At 64.9% G+C, this 16,946-nt stretch carries 11 protein-coding genes; 6 read left to right on the top strand and 5 right to left on the bottom strand.

Translation table 11 applies throughout. From position 1 onward, the window contains the following. Positions 1-6 precede the first annotated feature (6 nt). The gene (locus FJ951_RS07730) at positions 7-1,119 is read left to right on the top strand and encodes an NAD(P)/FAD-dependent oxidoreductase (RefSeq protein ID WP_140514209.1); all 1,113 of its coding nucleotides are present in this window, start codon (positions 7-9) and stop codon (positions 1,117-1,119) included. A gap of 79 nt (positions 1,120-1,198) precedes the next feature. Here the strand turns inward: FJ951_RS07730 and FJ951_RS07725 are convergent, their stop codons facing one another. From FJ951_RS07725 to FJ951_RS07705, 5 genes are all read right to left on the bottom strand, one after another. Beyond that, positions 1,199-2,728, bottom strand: coding sequence for a malonyl-CoA synthase (locus FJ951_RS07725; protein WP_140514207.1), 1,530 nt, complete (start codon positions 2,726-2,728; stop codon positions 1,199-1,201). Positions 2,729-2,942: 214 nt separating this feature from the next. Then, positions 2,943-3,689, bottom strand: coding sequence for a GntR family transcriptional regulator (locus FJ951_RS07720; RefSeq protein WP_140514205.1), 747 nt, complete (start codon positions 3,687-3,689; stop codon positions 2,943-2,945). A 417-nt stretch (positions 3,690-4,106) separates the two neighbouring features. Continuing rightward, positions 4,107-4,784: a ribulose-phosphate 3-epimerase gene (gene rpe, locus FJ951_RS07715; RefSeq protein WP_140514203.1), complete on the bottom strand. Its 678-nt coding sequence runs from the start codon at positions 4,782-4,784 to the stop codon at positions 4,107-4,109. A gap of 201 nt (positions 4,785-4,985) precedes the next feature. Beyond that, complete coding sequence (locus tag FJ951_RS07710; RefSeq protein WP_140514202.1) at positions 4,986-8,747, bottom strand: hypothetical protein; 3,762 nt, start codon at positions 8,745-8,747, stop codon at positions 4,986-4,988. A 10-nt stretch (positions 8,748-8,757) separates the two neighbouring features. Beyond that, positions 8,758-10,986 carry a hypothetical protein gene (locus FJ951_RS07705; protein ID WP_140514200.1) on the bottom strand — a complete coding sequence of 743 codons (2,229 nt, stop codon included), beginning with the start codon at positions 10,984-10,986 and terminating at the stop codon, positions 8,758-8,760. Positions 10,987-11,331: 345 nt separating this feature from the next. On the opposite strand from FJ951_RS07705, the gene dnaK reads away from it, so the two are divergent. The 5 genes from dnaK (at position 11,332) to pyrF (ending at position 16,937) form a co-directional block, all read left to right on the top strand. After that, complete coding sequence (gene dnaK / locus FJ951_RS07700; protein ID WP_140514198.1) at positions 11,332-13,248, top strand: molecular chaperone DnaK; 1,917 nt, start codon at positions 11,332-11,334, stop codon at positions 13,246-13,248. A 213-nt stretch (positions 13,249-13,461) separates the two neighbouring features. Beyond that, positions 13,462-14,592 (top strand): molecular chaperone DnaJ, encoded by a 1,131-nt coding sequence (dnaJ, locus tag FJ951_RS07695; protein WP_140491627.1) that lies wholly within the window; start codon positions 13,462-13,464, stop codon positions 14,590-14,592. Between the two features lie 210 nt (positions 14,593-14,802). Continuing rightward, entirely contained in the window at positions 14,803-15,408 is a 606-nt protein-coding gene (gene pmtA, locus FJ951_RS07690; RefSeq protein WP_140514197.1) for a phospholipid N-methyltransferase PmtA, read from the top strand. A 222-nt stretch (positions 15,409-15,630) separates the two neighbouring features. Next, positions 15,631-16,227 carry an NADPH-dependent FMN reductase gene (locus FJ951_RS07685; RefSeq protein WP_140491631.1) on the top strand — a complete coding sequence of 199 codons (597 nt, stop codon included), beginning with the start codon at positions 15,631-15,633 and terminating at the stop codon, positions 16,225-16,227. Further along, complete coding sequence (gene pyrF / locus FJ951_RS07680) at positions 16,224-16,937, top strand: orotidine-5'-phosphate decarboxylase (protein WP_181165186.1); 714 nt, start codon at positions 16,224-16,226, stop codon at positions 16,935-16,937. Before FJ951_RS07685 ends, pyrF begins: the two co-directional genes overlap by 4 nt. Positions 16,938-16,946 lie beyond the last annotated feature (9 nt).

The following is a 16,946-nucleotide window of genomic DNA, read 5'->3' as shown; positions in this document are numbered from 1 at the left end:
CCGGCCATGGCTGACGTCGATTGCGTCGTCGCCGGAGCCGGCGTCGTCGGGCTCGCCATTGCCAGGGCGCTCGCCTTGTCGGGCCGCGAAGTGCTGGTTATCGAAAAGGCCGCCTCGATCGGCACCGTCACCAGCTCGCGCAATTCGGAAGTCGTTCATGCCGGGCTCTATTACGCGCCCGGAAGCCTGAAGACGCGTTTCTGCGTCGAAGGACGCGAACGGCTCTATGCCTATTGCCGCGAGCGTGGCATCGGCCATCGACGCACCGGCAAGCTGATCGTCGCCGTCGGACCGGGCCAGCTGCCTCGGCTCAATGCAATCCGGGCCAATGCGGAACAATGCGGCGTCGACGACCTCGACTTGCTGACCGCCGCGCAAGCAGAAAGCCTCGAACCGGCGCTGAGCTGCGCCGGGGCGCTGCTGTCGCCGTCGACGGGCATCGTCGACAGCCAGGGGCTGATGCTGTCGCTGCGCGGCGACGCGGAGGCGGCCGGTGCGTCGTTCGCCTTCCTGACCGCCGTCGCAGCGGCGACGGTCGAGGCCGACGGGATTCGTATCACCACGCGCGATGGCGACGGCGAGACGTTCGCGTTGAAAGCCGGCGCTTTCGTCAACGCCGCAGGGCTCGACGCGCAGGCGCTGGCCGGCCGCATCGAAGGGTTCCCGCAAGAGCTCGTGCCGCCGCTCTGGCTGGCGCGCGGCAACTACTTTTCGCTTTCGGGCCGCTCGCCATTCTCGCGGCTGATCTATCCAGTGCCGGTCAATGGCGGCCTGGGCGTGCATCTGACCCTCGATCTTGGTGGCAGCGCGCGCTTCGGCCCAGACGTCGAATGGATCGGCCAGGCGGACTATACGGTGGATCCCGGCCGCGGCGCGGTCTTCTATGACGAGATCCGGCGCTATTGGCCGGATCTGAGGGACGGCGCCCTGCTGCCGGCCTATGCCGGGATCAGGTCGAAACTATCGGGCCCGAACCAGCCGGCGGCCGACTTCATGGTGCAGGGTCCGGCCGACCACGGCGCGGGCCGGATCGTCAACCTGTTCGGCATAGAGAGCCCGGGCCTGACGGCAAGCCTGGCGCTGGCCGAGCATGTCGTCGGTCTCTTGTTCCCCCGATAGTGCCCAGGCGATCGCACGAAACTGTTCGCGATGCTCCCCGTCCAAACAAGCGGGATGAGGTATCCTTGCCTGGATCGACTTAGCTGGCGGGACTGCTTATGGAAAAAAGATCCTTGTAGGTATCGCGCAGCAGATTCTTTTGCACCTTGCCCATGGTGTTGCGCGGCAATTCGTCGACGAAGACCACGCGCTTGGGATGCTTGTATTTCGCCACGCGCGCGGCAATGGCATTGAGTATCTCGGCAGCGGTGACGGTCGAAGCCGGCGAGCGAACCACGACGGCCGTTACGCCTTCGCCGAAATCGGGATGGGCAACGCCGATGACGGCACTTTCCAGGACGCCGTCAAGCGCGTCGATCTCGCTCTCGAGCTCCTTGGGATAGATGTTGTAGCCGCCCGAGATGATCAGGTCCTTGCCGCGGCCGACGATGTGGACATAACCGTCGGGGTCGATCATGCCGAGATCGCCCGTGATGAAGAAGCCGTCGGCGCGGAATTCCGCTTTGGTCTTTTCCGGCATGCGCCAGTAGCCGGAGAAGACATTCGGCCCCTTGACCTCGATCATGCCGACCTCGCTTTGGGCAAGCGGCCTGCCAGTGTCGGGGTCGGCGATGCGCAACGACACGCCGGGCAAGGGAAAGCCGACGGTGCCGGCGCGGCGCTCGCCATCATAGGGGTTCGAGGTGTTCATGTTGGTCTCGGTCATGCCGTAGCGCTCGAGAATGGCGTGGCCTGTGCGCTCGCGCCAGGCCCTGTGCGTCTCGGCCAGCAGCGGCGCCGAGCCGGAAACGAACAGGCGGATGTTTCTTGCCGCCTCGCGGGTCAGCCCGTCCTGCTGCAAGAGCCGGACATAGAAGGTCGGCACGCCCATCAGCGCCGTGGCGTCCGGCAAGAGCGCGACGACGCGCCCTGCGTCGAATTTCTGCTCGAACAGCATCGAGGCGCCGGCCATCAGGATGACGTTGGTGGCGACGAACAGCCCATGGGTGTGGAAGATGGGCAGCGCGTGGATCAGCACATCGTCTGATGTGAAGCGCCAATAGTCGACCAGCACGCGCGCATTCGAGGCGAGGTTCTCGTGGCTGAGCATGGCCCCTTTCGAGCGGCCGGTCGTTCCCGACGTGTAGAGGATCGCCGCAAGATCGTCGGGACCGCGCGCGACGTCGTGGAAGTCGGGCGATTGCCGCGACGCCTGGTCCGCCAGCGATCCTTCGCCCTTGCCGTCGAGGGTGACGGCAAGGGCTCCGCATTTTTGCGCCAGGGCTTCGATGTCGGCTGCCCGTGCCGGATCGCAGACGACCAGCCGGGGCTCGGCGTCGCCGAAGAAATAGGCGAGTTCGGCCAGCGTATAGGCGGTGTTGAGCGGCAGGAAGACGGCGCCGGCACGCAGGCAGGCGAGGTACAGCAGCATAGCTTCCGGGCTCTTCTCGACCTGCACCGCGACCCGGTCGCCGGGCTCGACGCTAAGTTGCAAAAGCGCGTGCGCCAGTTGCGCCGAGCGCGCCAGCATGTCGCCATAGGTCAGCACGCGGCCGTCATCCGTTCGCATCAACAGGCGTCCGGGCTTCGGCATCCGGGACCGGAAAATGTCGAACAGATGATTGCTCATGAGGTCTTCCTGCGTCTGGCGGCCAAAGGCATGCATCCGACGGAGCCGGGCCTGTCTTCCGGTTCGGCCGCTTGCACGGCGCCAGACTGTTGGTGGTTCTTGCCGACCCGTCAAGCCCGCAAGGGCGGCTCCACGCGGCCGCCATGATCATGTCGCCGGCGAAAAGCGGAAGGCCTCGGCGGTGGGGGGCAAAGGCTTGGGGCGCGATGCGGCGCTACCGTGGGGTGCGCTCGGCCCTGGCGCTGGCCGGCTCTGATGCTTCGACCTGCTTGAAGCGCTCCATGCACATGGCTGCCGTCAGGCGATAGTGATTGAGCAGGGCTTCGACCGCGGCGTCGGCATTACCGTCCAGCGCATTTTCCGCGATCAGGCGGTGCTCCGCAAAATCGTCGCGCTGGATGCCTTCGCCGTTACTGGCCATTCGGCGGTAGCGGTAGGCGTGATCGGAAAGCTGGTCGCAAAACCCCACCAGCCATCGCGACCGGCAGGCCGAGATCAGCGCACGGTGGAAAGTGCGGTGCAGTCTCTCCCAGTCCGGATTGAGCGACGACAGATCCGTTGGCATGAGACGTGAGGTGCGCCCCAACCGATGCAACGCCAGAACCAGCTGTTCTTCCCATTCGGCGGTGCGGTGGGCGATGGATTCGCGAAGCGCCCGTTCCTCGAGCCAGCAACGGGTACGCGTCAATTCCTCGAGCTCTGCCGCGCTGACCGGCATGATGAAGAAGCCTCGCTGGTCATGCCGACCGAGAAGCCCTTCCGAGGCCAGGCGATTGAGAGCCTCACGAACCGGGGAAGCGCCGGCGCCATATTTGGAAACAACCCACTCAACCCGCAGCTTGCTCTCGGTTTCAAAGGCGCCCCGCAGAAGATCGGCACGGAGTTGATGATAGACAGTGCTGGCGAGCGTACTCTTCGAGCCTGTGCCGTCGTCATTCAGATTGGCAGCTGCGTATGTCAAAATCGGCTCCTTGTCCCCAAATCTTGTCCTGGGCAATTCGAGTCCGAGAAACAGTTCCCTTTCCGTACACGTACCCTACCGCGCGCGCCTCGACGCGCTCAAGCGGGAGATCGCGTCATTGTACTTTAGAACAAAGAAATATGCACGATCCTATATCTGGTCGAACGAAATCGTGTTCGGCTACAACCGGCGGAAATTTAACGTGTTTATATGCAGGATCACCTGTTCTTCCGTGCCTCCGCGCGAACCTCTTTTCCGTCGCGCGCAAAAGACACCGAACAGTGGGACCGAATCAGGCCTTTTATCCTGCCCATGGCTTTTGTCGCGGGGCCAGCCGCAGCGAAGCGCGCAGTGCAGGCCCCCGGGGTTGACCACGTGGGGAGATCCTGGCCTCCATCGGTTCCTTGTGCGGTGCTTTTAGCCGGCTGCCTTGTCGGCCGCCGTCCTGATCGCCCCGATATTTGCCCGGTACGCTTCCACGCTGCCGCCCTTGAAGATGGCGGCGCCGGCCACCAGCACATCGGCGCCGGCGGCGGTCACCAGCGGCGCGGTTTCGGGCGACACGCCGCCGTCGATCTCGATGCGGATCGGCCGGCCGCCGATCAGCGCCTTGACCCGCCTCACCTTGTCGACGATTGCCGGAATGAAGGCCTGGCCCCCGAAACCCGGGTTGACGGTCATGATCAGGATCAGGTCGAGCCTGTCGAGCACGTATTCGATCGCACTTTCCGGCGTTGCCGGATTGAGCGAAACGCCGGCCTTCTTGCCGAGATTCCTGATCGTCTGCAACGAGCGGTCGAGATGCGGCCCGGCCTCGGCATGCACCGTCATGCCGTCGCAACCGGCCTCGGCGAAGGCGGCCAGATAGGGATCGGCCGGCGCAATCATCAAATGGCAGTCGAAGAAAGCCTTGGTGCGATTGCGGATCGCCTTGATCACCGGCGGGCCGAAGGTGATGTTGGGGACGAAATGGCCGTCCATCACATCGAGATGGATCCAGTCGGCGCCGGCTGCCGTGACGGCTTCGACCTCGTCGCCCAGCTTCGAAAAGTCTGAAGCCAGCACCGAAGGTGCGATCAAGGTTTTTTTCGTCATGATGACGGGGCCTTTCCGAGCGCCTTTTTCATCTGATCACTGCCTAAAGCGCGGCCGCTGACTTGTCGAGGGTGCGAGCTTGGCGGTTCCACAGCTGGGGTAGTGCGGCGTCCTCTTCGTGTTGCAGCTTCAGCCTGCCCGGCCACGAAGAACCCCGCCGGATTGCTCCGGCGGGGTTTCCGATGTGCCTTCAGGCGATGGTTACTGCTGCTGGAGATCCAGGATTCTGTTTGGAGCCGTATCCTGCCGCTGTTCGGACTGCGGCCTGCGCCGTGGCAGAACCTGCTGCAGCAGCAGTCCCGGGTTGAGTTCCAGCGAGGGCAGCCCGCGCACCGGCCTGCAGTTCGGATAACGGCCGATCATGCCTTCCGGGCAACGCCGCCTGAAGATCGGCTGGCACTGGCCGTTGACCATTTGCGAGCCCGGCGCGCATTCGCTCTCTTGCCTGGACCGGCGGCATGCGCCGTCGATCACCTGGGTTCCACGCGGACAGACGCACTCGCCGCGCTTGTTGTGGATCTGGCCGCGAATGTCGCACTGCTCCACATCGGGCTGCTTGCGCCGGCACACTCCATTGCGCAGCTCGGTCCCCCTCGGGCAGACGCAGTCGCCATTGGCGTCGTGGACCTGGCCGCGGATGGTGCATTGCTCAGGCTCCGGCTGGAGAGCCCGGCAGGCTCCCTTGCGCAGTTCGGTCCCTCGTGGGCAGACGCATTCGCCTTCCGCGCCGTGGACCTGGCCACGGATGGTGCACTGCTCAGGCTTCGGCCTGTCGCGTACGCAGGCGTTGGCATCCCGGTCGAGATGCGTGCCCCTGGGACAGGTGCAGCCATGGCCGTTCGATGTCGGCACCGAGCCCGGTATCGCGCAGCCCGGCCTGGATATCGTGACGCAGGCGCCATTCTCCAACTCGGTCCCGCGCGGACAGACGCAGCGTCCGTCCTCTGTGCGGACCTGGCCCTTGAGCAGCACGCAACGCTTTGGCTCCTTCGGCGGGATGATGACGCCGCCGGACGAGCACTGGCCGTTGCGATAGGTGGTGCCTTGCGGGCAGACGCACCGGCCGGCGTCGTTCATGACGAAGCCTGCCGAGCATTCCTTCTTCGTCTCATGCCCGATGGCGAAGGGATGGCAGGCATAGGCCTTGTCGCGATTGCCCTGGGTATTGGCCTGGTCGCGGGAAAGCACATCTCCGCCGCCCTGCACCCGCGTGTCGGGAGAGAGCACGCCGACGCAGTTCTGGCCGTTGACGCTGCCTTGCAGATTGGCCAGGCGGCCGTCGTCGGGGATGACCACGGTGACGTGGTGGACGCGGCTTTCGCCAGCGCCAAGCGTCAGGTCTGCGATGCAGGACGCAGGCAAGGCCGCCGGTTCCGGCGAGCAGCCGAAGGCCGGCTCGATCGAGGTGATCGCGACGCCTTCCAGCCGGCCGAGGCCTTCGACGCCGATCGCATCGCCGATGCGGACAGGGCCGGAAAATTCCGCCGGGCCGTCGTTGGTGATGGTGATCTCGAACGAGCAGGGTTCTCCGGGCCGGCACTCGCGGTCGCCGGTCTTCTCGACGCGGATGGACGAGACCCCGCCGCCCTTGGCGCAGGCCCGGCCGACCGGATGGACGACGTCCTCGCCCTGCGCCGGGCCGTAGGAGCCCCGCGCGCAATTCTCGAACTCGCCGTTGGCCGAAACCGTCACGTCGAAGTGCCTGCTGGTTCCGGGTGTCATGACGGCGCCTGGAATCTGGCACGCCAGCGTGTCGGCCGGAACCGGTCCGCACGCCCATTCCGCGCCGTCTGATGTGACGGTCTGGATCTGGACGGGCGCGCCGCCCGACACCAAAGCGGCGGCATCGTTGACCCGCACCGGACCGGTGGGGGCAGCCGTGCCGGCATTGCTGACGGTGATGCGGCAGGAGACGAAAGCGGCACCCGCCAGCGAACCGCCGCATGTCTTGGTGATACGCAGGACAGGCTGGCCGCCATTGGGACGAGGAATGCGTTGCTTGGCGCAGGCCCGGTTATTGGTGAGGTCGGTTTCGCCGGGGATCGGTTTCACCTCGGCGCAATTCTCGACCGTGTCCGACCGGTAGCCGGCCGGCACCACCGCCTTGACGACGATCGCCGTCAAAGCGCCCGGCGGCAGCGAGATGCCGGCATTGTCGCAACGGAACTGGCCGGGCCCGTTCGGACCGCATGTCCAGGGTGGGCTCGGGCCAAAGGTCGAGGAGGCCGGCGCGCCGCTGGGATAGGTGTCGACCACGGTCAGCGGCCCGTTATAGGTCGAGGTGCCGTTGTTGATGATGTCGATGACGAAGCTGCACACGCCATCGGCGGTGCAGGCTTCCGCGCGGGTACGCTTTTTCAGGATCAGGTCGGCCTTCTTCTCGACCGGCGGCCGGCAGTCGCGATCGCGATCGCCACGCCGGCAGATCGGGATCGAGGCGCAGCCACGGTCGTTGGCCTGGCTGCCGAACAGCGGCTTGCCGCTGGCGGCATAGTTATAGGTGGCACAGTTGCGCAAGCTGCTGCCTTGCCAGCCGCCAGCCGGCTTGAAGCCGAACTCCAGGTCGATGAAAGCCCCCGGATTGAGCGTGGTCACCGGATGGGTGCACGTCATCGGGGTGGCGCCGGGCACACAGGTCCAGGGCGGATTGGGTCCCGAATCGAGCGTCGAGCCCGCCGGCAGCGTCACCTCGTCGAGCACGATCTTGCCGTTGTAGGGCGCGTCGCCGACATTGGTGACCCGGATGCTGAAGTCGCAGCCGCCGCCCATCGTGCAGCGCGTGACATCGGCGCGTTTCTCGACCTTCAGGTCCGGTTCCCTGTCCTTGGGCGGACATCTCTGGTCGCGCGGGATGACGATGTCGTTGGTCTGCGTGCAGCAGAGCCCCCAACCCTCTTTCGGCCCGGCATAGGTCTCGATGCCGGTGACGACGAGGTGGATGACGTCGCCGGGCGAGGCGCCGACGATCTTCCAGTTCAGCACACCGCCGCCGGCCGGCACCTTCTGTGTGTCGGGGACGATGGTGATGCCTGGCGTGGCGGTCGAAAGCTGCACCCACCTGCCGCCCATCTCGGGGCCGACAGGCATATGGTAGATGAACGCGCCGCCGCCGGGCACGCAGTCGACCGTGCCGCGCTCCACCTTGAAGCATTCCTTGCCCGGAGGCGGCGGTGGTGGCGGATTGCACTTGGTCAGGTCGATCCGGATCGAGGTTTTTTCGCCGGTGAGAAAATTGCCGTCGTCCGGCTTGCCCGGATCCTGCGACGGGATGATGGTTCCCGTGCCGGTGCCGACGGTGACTTTGACCAGGCCCTGATTGTCGACCGTCGCCGGCGCGGGGAACGCCGCGTGGTCGATCCTGGCGGTGATACGGAAAGTGATGACGCGTTCGTCCGGTGCGCCCGAGCCGTCGAGGTCGGAAGCGGAAATCCGGAAATCCGAAACCGTTGCCGTGTCGTTGGGGCCGGCCGAATTGCTGATGACGGCGCCAGGCAGAGGTCCGCCGGACGCATCGGTGCCGTCACCGGAGACCTGCATGTTGACGATCTGCAAGCCATGCGGGAGCTGGTCCTTGAAGTCGAGCCGGACCGTCTGCAGCGAAGCCGCAAACCCCGGGCTGGCGAAGCCTTGCGGTGCGCCGCGCAGGCCGAAGCTCAAAGTGTAGAAGACATAGTCGCAGCTTCGCTGGCCGCCGGTCTTGGTGAAGAACGGCACGGCTCGTCCGGGCTCCGGATTGATGATGCGCGGATTGTCGAGCTTGAATTCCTTATCCGGGCTGGCGGCCTGGACGGTCTTGGCCGGAGCCGTGCCTTCGGCAAGTGCCGGCAGCGCCGGCAGCATGGCGACCGCGATACCGGCCGCCACCAGCCAGCGCGCAGCGCGCCTGGCAAAAGACAGGCGCCTCGTGTTCATGACGGTTGATTTGTCGGCGACGCCCAGCGGGGAGAGTGCGAGATTGTTCATCGTCCCCTCCTCAACGGTCGCAGCTGACGGCTGGCGTTCTGAGCGGCAAGGTCATCTTGCAGCAAGGGTAGTAGCCGCCCTTGTCCTTGTCGGACTTCCTGTAGAAGCAGAGTCCGACATCGACCGTGTCGCCCGGATCGTGGCCGGTGATGCCGATCGTGTATGGCTTGCCAGGCACATGCGACATGGGCGAGGTCACCCCGACGCCTGGCGTCCTGGATTGGGCTTTGATCGAATCGCCCCCGAGGCCGGCATGGTCATGGAGATAAAGGTCCGCCTCGAGCCCGCGCGGTGTGCAGAAATACCTGACATCGTCGACATCGAGACAAGGGGGCAGGTTGCCGGGCGGTTGGAAGTCCGGCGGATAGAACGGTGGCAGATAGCCGCCCGGGATTTCCTCATAATAGCCGGCGCGGCCCTCGCAGGGATGCCAGACGGCGACGTCGCCGACATGGCCTTCCACTTCCGGGTCCTCGAAATAGCCGTCGAAGTCGACGAACCGGGAGCCGAAAGGCGGCACATTGGCCGGCTTGACCAGCTCCCTGGGCGTGATCTGCACGCCATGCACGGCGAGCGGCCCGCCAGCGGCGAGCCGCTCGGCAAGAGCCGGATTGTCGCGCAATTTATCGCCGGTGTTGACCAGCGTCCGGGTGCAGGCCGACGTGTCGAGATCGCCCTCGGCGTCGTAGCCATATTGCAGGTCCAGCCCGCCGGCCGACTGCCTGAAACCTTGCGGGAAGCCGACGGCATATTCCTGCGGCGCTTCCACCCAGACCGATTCCGTTGCCGGATCGTCCGGGTTTTCGCTGAAGTAGCGGATGACCTCGCCCTTGCCGGAATCGGCGAGCTGGCTGTAGTCGTAGCGGTTCTCGACCGGGCCGCGCTGGGCCAGGTACATGAAGCCGCTATCGTCGAAGGCGATGTCGGTGACGGCGTAGTCCTTGTCGGCCTTGACCGTCAGCTCCCAACGGGGATCGCCGGCGAAGCGGCCGTCGCGGGCAATGCCCACCGACCAGATCTCGGCCTTCTCGCCGACGGAATAATAGAGCCGGCCGCCATGATAGGCGACGGCCCAGACACGGCGCTCGTCCTGGGTGTAGCCCCAGGTCTCGGGGTCTTCCGTGTCGAAGGCCGCGCCCTGTATGTCCATGACGGCGCCATCGTCGGTGACCGGAGCCAGGCCATGCGCCGGGCGCCCGGCGACGCCATGGTCGAACGTGTCGACCAGCGCGCCATTGGCGTCGATGCGATGGATCAGACCGGTATCGAGGTCGGAGGCGAAGACTTGGCGGTGGATGGGGTCGAAGGTGAGATTGCCGATGCCGGGCCCGCTGTTGGTGTCGATGTCGGCGAATTTGGCGACCTGGCCGGTGATGCCGTCGACCTTCCAGATGGTGCCCGGCCGGCCGCCGTTCTCGGTGCCGAACTGGCCCTCCATGAAGGCAGCGCCTGCCATGCCGCGGTGCTGCCGCTCCGGACGGCCGTCATCGTCGGCGTCAGGCGTGACGATGCGGATGCCGTGCAGCGAGGTGGCGCCGGCATAGAGATTGGGAACGCCTGACGGGGCGCCATCGCGCATGCCGTCATCATAAGTGAGGCCGAACACCTGGCCGATCTGGCCTGATGTCACCTCGAAAGGCGGCGGCGTGTAGACGAGCTGGCCGGAGGCCGGCCCGCCCAGGCTTGAAACGTCGAAAACGCGCAAGGTGGCGCGCGCCGTGTCGATGAAGGTCTCGTCAATCGGATCGACGCCGGGCGGCAGGCCCCCCTTTTCGGAATCTGAAGAGTCGAAATCGGGAATGACGGTGCCGGAAAATCCGGTGACCGCCATCGAGCCGGGATAGATGATCCGGGTTTCCTGCGCCCGCGCGGGGCCGCCAAGCCATAGGCCGGCGGTCAGCGCCAGGACAAGAAAGGCGCTGGCGGCCTTCGCCACGCCGCCCAAACGGCCGGCACGAGAGGGCGCGAACCGGCGGTGATCGCGAGACATGGAACTCCCCCCGAAGTCTAACGGAGAACCAACCGATCCTGCCGCGCAAACCAGCGCAAGGCGCGGCGTTCCAGCACGTTCGTCCCCGATCGAATTGTCTGCTTTCCTCATAATTACGATACGCCTGCTCCTGTGCAGGGTCAACGGAACCAGCGGAAAGCCAAGCGCATTGACCCTGTCGCGAAGACGATGGTCGCGCCGAGCTCCTGTTGGTCGGGGAGGCCATGGCGTCCCTGGGGTGCTGGTCATGGTGGCTCCCTTTCCCGTGGCCGCATCATGCGGCGCCTGAGCGTCAGTCGCACGCGGAGGCGGAAAGGTTCACCGTGGGGTCTGATTATTCTTTCCAGACCGCAGCGAGGCGGAACGGCGCAAATGCCTCAGGCGCAGGCGTAATTGCGCCGTTTCGCCATCCGCTGGCGAGGATGGTGGAAGCCTTGCGCAGAATGCTTGCGCCCGATGCTGCCTGTTCTTATATACGCGCCAAGCCGTCCAGCGCCGCAACAGCGGTTGCCGAACGGGATTTCTTGTGAACAGGGGCTTTCGTCGGAACGCCTTACGGGTCCTGAGAGCCTGCTTAGCGGAGAGACTAGAAAAATGGCAAAAGTAATCGGTATCGATCTCGGCACCACCAACTCCTGCATCGCCATCATGGACGGCAAGGAGCCGAAGGTGATCGAGAATGCGGAAGGCGCGCGCACGACGCCTTCCATCGTCGCCATCTCGGGCGACGGCGAACGTCTCGTCGGCCAGCCGGCCAAGCGCCAGGCGGTCACCAATCCTGAAAACACCATCTTCGCGGTCAAGCGCCTGATCGGCCGCCGCTATGACGATCCGGTGACGGAAAAGGACAAGAAGCTTGTCCCCTACAAGATCGTCAAGGGCGACAATGGCGATGCTTGGGTCGAGGCCGGCGGCAAGAAGCAGTCGCCCAGCCAGATCTCGGCCATGATCCTGCAGAAGATGAAGGAAACGGCGGAAGCCTATCTCGGCGAGAAGGTCGAGAAGGCGGTCATCACCGTTCCCGCCTATTTCAATGACGCCCAGCGCCAGGCGACCAAGGACGCCGGCAAGATCGCCGGCCTCGAAGTGCTGCGCATCATCAACGAGCCGACCGCGGCTGCCCTCGCCTACGGCCTCGACAAGAAGGACGGCAAGACCATCGCCGTCTATGACCTTGGCGGCGGCACGTTCGACATTTCGGTGCTCGAGATCGGTGACGGCGTGTTCGAGGTGAAGTCGACCAATGGCGACACCTTCCTCGGCGGCGAGGATTTCGACATGCGCCTCGTCGAGTATCTGGCGGCCGAGTTCAAGAAGGAACAGGGCATCGACCTGAAGAACGACAAGCTTGCCTTGCAGCGCCTCAAGGAGGCTGCCGAGAAGGCCAAGATCGAGCTGTCGTCGACGACGCAGACCGAGATCAACCTGCCGTTCATCACCGCCGACGCCACCGGGCCCAAGCACCTGACGCTGAAGCTGACGCGCGCCAAGTTCGAAAGCCTGGTCGAAGACCTCGTCCAGCGCACCATCGATCCGTGCAAGGCGGCGCTCAAGGATGCCGGCCTGAAGGCTGGCGAGATCGACGAAGTGGTGCTGGTCGGCGGCATGACCCGCATGCCCAAGATCCAGGAGATCGTGAAGCAGTTCTTCGGCAAGGAGCCGCACAAGGGCGTCAACCCCGATGAGGTCGTCGCACTCGGCGCCGCCATCCAGGCCGGCGTGCTGCAGGGCGATGTCAAGGACGTGCTGCTGCTCGACGTGACCCCGCTGTCGCTCGGCATCGAGACGCTGGGCGGCGTGTTCACCCGGCTTATCGAGCGCAACACGACGATCCCGACGAAGAAGAGCCAGGTGTTCTCGACGGCTGAGGATTCGCAGTCGGCCGTGACCATCCGGGTCTTCCAGGGCGAGCGCGAAATGGCCGCCGACAACAAGGCGCTCGGCCAGTTCGACCTGGTCGGCATTCCGCCGGCCCCGCGCGGCGTGCCGCAGATCGAGGTCACCTTCGACATCGACGCCAACGGCATCGTCAACGTTTCGGCCAAGGACAAGGGCACCGGCAAGGAGCACCAAATCCGCATCCAGGCCTCGGGTGGCCTTTCGGACGCCGACATCGAGAAGATGGTGAAGGATGCCGAAGCCAATGCCGACGCCGACAAGAAGCGGCGCGCGCTGGTCGAGGCCCGCAACCAGGCCGAGGCGCTGGTGCATTCCTCGGAGAAGTCGCTGAAGGAATATGGCGACAAGGTCTCGGAAGCCGACCGCACGGCGATATCGGACGCGATCGCGGCGCTGAAGACCGCTACCGAGGGTGACGACGCAGCGGAAATCGAAGCCAAGAGCCAAGCGCTCGCGGAGGCTTCGATGAAGCTCGGCCAGGCCATGTACGAGGCCTCGCAGAAGGAAGCGGCGGAAGCCGACGCCAAAGCGGACGCCGCCAAGGACTCGGATGTGGTCGATGCCGATTTCGAGGAAATCGACGAGGACGACGACAAGAAGAAGTCGGCCTGAACCGGCTGACGGCAAGATAAAGCGGAAAGCCCGGCGCAAAGCCGGGCTTTTTTGCAACCCTGGCAGAAAAAGTGCGGAAAAAATCGTCGAAAAGCACGAACAGCTCCGCGCCGGCCCTAGCATCCGGGCTGCGCCGATCCTAAATCGTGGCAACGTGCCGGCAAACGACGCAACACTGCATGAAGACGTTGAGCATCCGGACAGCGGGAAAAAATGAAAGCTGATTTCTACGAAACGCTGGGCGTGCACAAGGGTGCCGACGACAAGGAACTGAAGAGCGCTTTCCGCAAGCTCGCCATGCAGTTCCACCCCGACCGCAATCCGGGCGACCATGCCTGCGAGCACAAGTTCAAGGAAATCAACGAAGCCTACGAGACGCTGAAGGATCCGCAGAAGCGCGCGGCCTATGACCGTTTCGGTCACGCGGCCTTCGAGCAGGGCGGCATGAACGGCGGCGCACACGGCTTCGGCGCCGGCGGCTTCGCCGACATTTTCGAGGACATTTTCGGCGACATGATGGGTGGCCGCCAGCGCCGCTCTTCCGGCGGCCGCGAGCGCGGCGCCGACCTGCGCTACAACATGGAAATCTCACTGGAAGAGGCCTTTGCCGGCAAGACCGCGCAGATCCGCGTGCCGGCCTCGATCTCCTGTTCGGAATGTTCGGGAACCGGCGCCAAGCCCGGAACCCAGCCGGTCACGTGCTCGATGTGCAACGGCCACGGCAAGGTGCGCGCCACGCAAGGCTTCTTCTCCATCGAGCGCACCTGCCCGCAATGCCAGGGCCGCGGCCAGACGATCAAGGATCCGTGCCCGAAATGCGCCGGCCAGGGCCGCGTCACCGAGGAGCGGTCGCTGTCGGTCAACATCCCAGCCGGCATCGAGGACGGCACCCGCATCCGGCTTGCCAATGAGGGCGAAGCCGGCTTGCGCGGCGGGCCGTCGGGCGACCTCTACATCTTCCTCGCGGTCAAGCCGCACGAATTCTTCCAGCGCGACGGCGCCGACCTCTACTGCAAGGTGCCGATCTCGATGACGACTGCCGCCCTTGGCGGCTCGTTCGAGGTGACGACGCTGGACGGAACGCAGACCAAGGTGAAGGTGCCGGAGGGCACCCAGAACGGCCGCCAGTTCCGCCTCAAGGGCAAGGGCATGCCGGTGCTGCGCCAGCCCAATGTCGGCGACCTCTACATCCAGACGGCGGTCGAGACGCCGCAGAACCTGTCGCGCCGCCAACGCGAGCTGCTGGAGGAATTCGAACAGCTCTCCTCACAGGACAATTCCCCCCAGTCGAGCGGCTTTTTCGCCCGCATGAAGGACTTTTTCGAGTCGTTCGGCGAGCGTTGATCGACGGCCTGTGCGCGTGTGGCTTGCCTTGCCGGTGTCGGCGCTGCGCCTCACCTGCCGGGCGGCCGACACGCGCCGTGAAAACCGCAGTAGGCGCGCATTTTTAGACGCGACGAAAACTATCTTATCCACGACATAGGCATGACCCTGCCTTGCCTTGGGCGGCTTAGGTGTTAAGTAGCTCTCAGGGGAGCGCTGAGGAGAGCTTGCATGACACGTGGTCCGGGACTGCGGAAGGCGCTTGCCGAAAAGTTCGATGACGAGCTGAAGTTCTTCAAGGGCTGGATCGACAAGCCGAAGACGGTCGGCTCGATCGTGCCGACCAGCTCCATCACCGCCCGCAAGATGGCTTCGATCGTCGACCCGAAGTCCGGTCTGCCGGTGCTCGAGGTCGGGCCCGGCACCGGCGTCATCACCCGCGCCATCCTGGCCCAGGGCGTGAGGCCTGAAAACCTTTACGCGGTCGAATATTCCACCGACTTCGTGCGCCATCTGCGCCGGCTCTACCCCGGCGTCAACGTCATTGAGGGCGACGCCTTCAATCTCAACGCCACGCTTGGCGCCAAGAGCGGGATGATGTTCGATTCGGTGGTCTCGGGCGTGCCGCTGCTCAACTTCCCGGTCGCCCAGCGCATCGCCTATATCGAAAGCCTGCTTGACCGCATTCCGGCCGGCCGGCCGATCGTGCAGCTGACCTACGGCCCGATGTCGCCGATCCCGCCCGGCCGCGGCGACTATACTGTCAAGCATTTCGACTTCATCATCCGCAACATCCCGCCGACGCAGCTGTGGATCTACCGGCGCGAGGCGCATTAGGGATTGCGAAGCCGACCGCGAATGTCTTCGAAAGTCGTCATCCTGCGGCTTGTCCCGAGGATCTGCCGCATAGCGGTATCAGATGCGGTGGGCATTGGGACGAAAATGTCTGACTTGGATGCGTTGGCAGATCCTCGGGGCAAGCCCGAGGATGACGCTTTGCCTGATCTGCATTGATTTGAGCGGGCTCTGGCTGTACCTGTCCGGGAACAAGGTTGGCCAATGGCAGTGATCCCAAAAATCCTCGTCTTTGCCGGCTCGGTCCGGGCCGGGGCCTTCAGTGGCAGGACCGCCGACGTGGCGCAGAAGGAACTTGCGGTGCAAGGCGCCGAGGTCACTCGCATCTCGCTTGGCGACTATCCCTTGCCGATCATGGATGAGGATCTGGAGAAGGAAAAAGGCGTCCCCGAAAACGCCCTGAAACTTGCCCGGATGATCATTGCCCATGACGGGCTGCTGATCGCCACGCCCGAATATAACGGCTCCATTCCGCCGCTGCTCAAGAACACGATCGACTGGGTGAGCCGGGTGCGCAAGGATGGCGGCCGTGCGGTGAGGCCGTTTGCCGGCAAGGTCGCCGGCCTCAGTTCGTCTTCCAGCGGACACTTCGCCGGGATACGCTGCATCAACCATCTGCGCGCCGTGCTGGTGCGTTGCCAGATGGAGGTGGTGACGCCGGAATGCTCGGTGCCGGAAGGCGGCAACGCCTTCGACGAGGACGGGCGTTTCAAGGACGAACGACTGCACCGAACCATGGAGCACCTATGCCGCACGCTGATCGAAACCTCACGCATGCTGTCGACCCGGGTCGAGCCGTGATCGCCAACGCCATGCAGACCGACACAATGCGCGAAAGGCTGATCGTCGGCCTCGACGTGCCGAGCTTGAAAGAGGCCGAGAAGGCGGTCCGCGAACTCGACGGCGTCGTCTCCTTCTACAAGATCGGCTATCAGCTCGCCTTCGCCGGCGGGCTCGATTTCGCCAGGGAGCTCGCCAGCGCGGGCAAGAAGATCTTTCTCGACATGAAGCTGCTCGACATCGACAACACTGTGGCCAAGGGGGTCGAGAACATCGTCAAGATGGGCATGACCATGCTGACGCTGCATGCCTACCCGAAGACCATGCGGGCGGCGGTCGAGGCGGCGAGAGGCAGCGAGCTTTGCCTGCTTGCCGTCACCGTGCTGACCTCGATGGACGAACAGGACGTGATCGACGCGGGCTACGAATACGACCCGCACACGCTGGTGCTGAGGCGCGCGGAACAGGCGCTGCATGCCGGCATGGGCGGCATCGTCTGCTCGGCCGCGGAAACAGAGGCGGTGCGCCGCATCGTCGGGCCCGACATGGCGGTGGTAACGCCAGGCATACGCCCCGCCGGCAGCGACCATGGCGACCAGAAGCGCGTGATGACGCCGGCGGATGCCATCCGCAGCGGCTCCAGCCATCTGGTCGTCGGGCGCCCGATCGTCGCCGCGGCGGACAGACGCGCGGCGGCTGAAGCCATCCTCGACGAAATGCGCTCGGCATAATTTCCAACG

Origin of the sequence: Mesorhizobium sp. B2-2-3 (assembly GCF_006442405.1) — a bacterium.
GTDB lineage: Bacteria > Pseudomonadota > Alphaproteobacteria > Rhizobiales > Rhizobiaceae > Mesorhizobium.
This window is presented reverse-complemented; position numbering and strand designations above follow the sequence as displayed.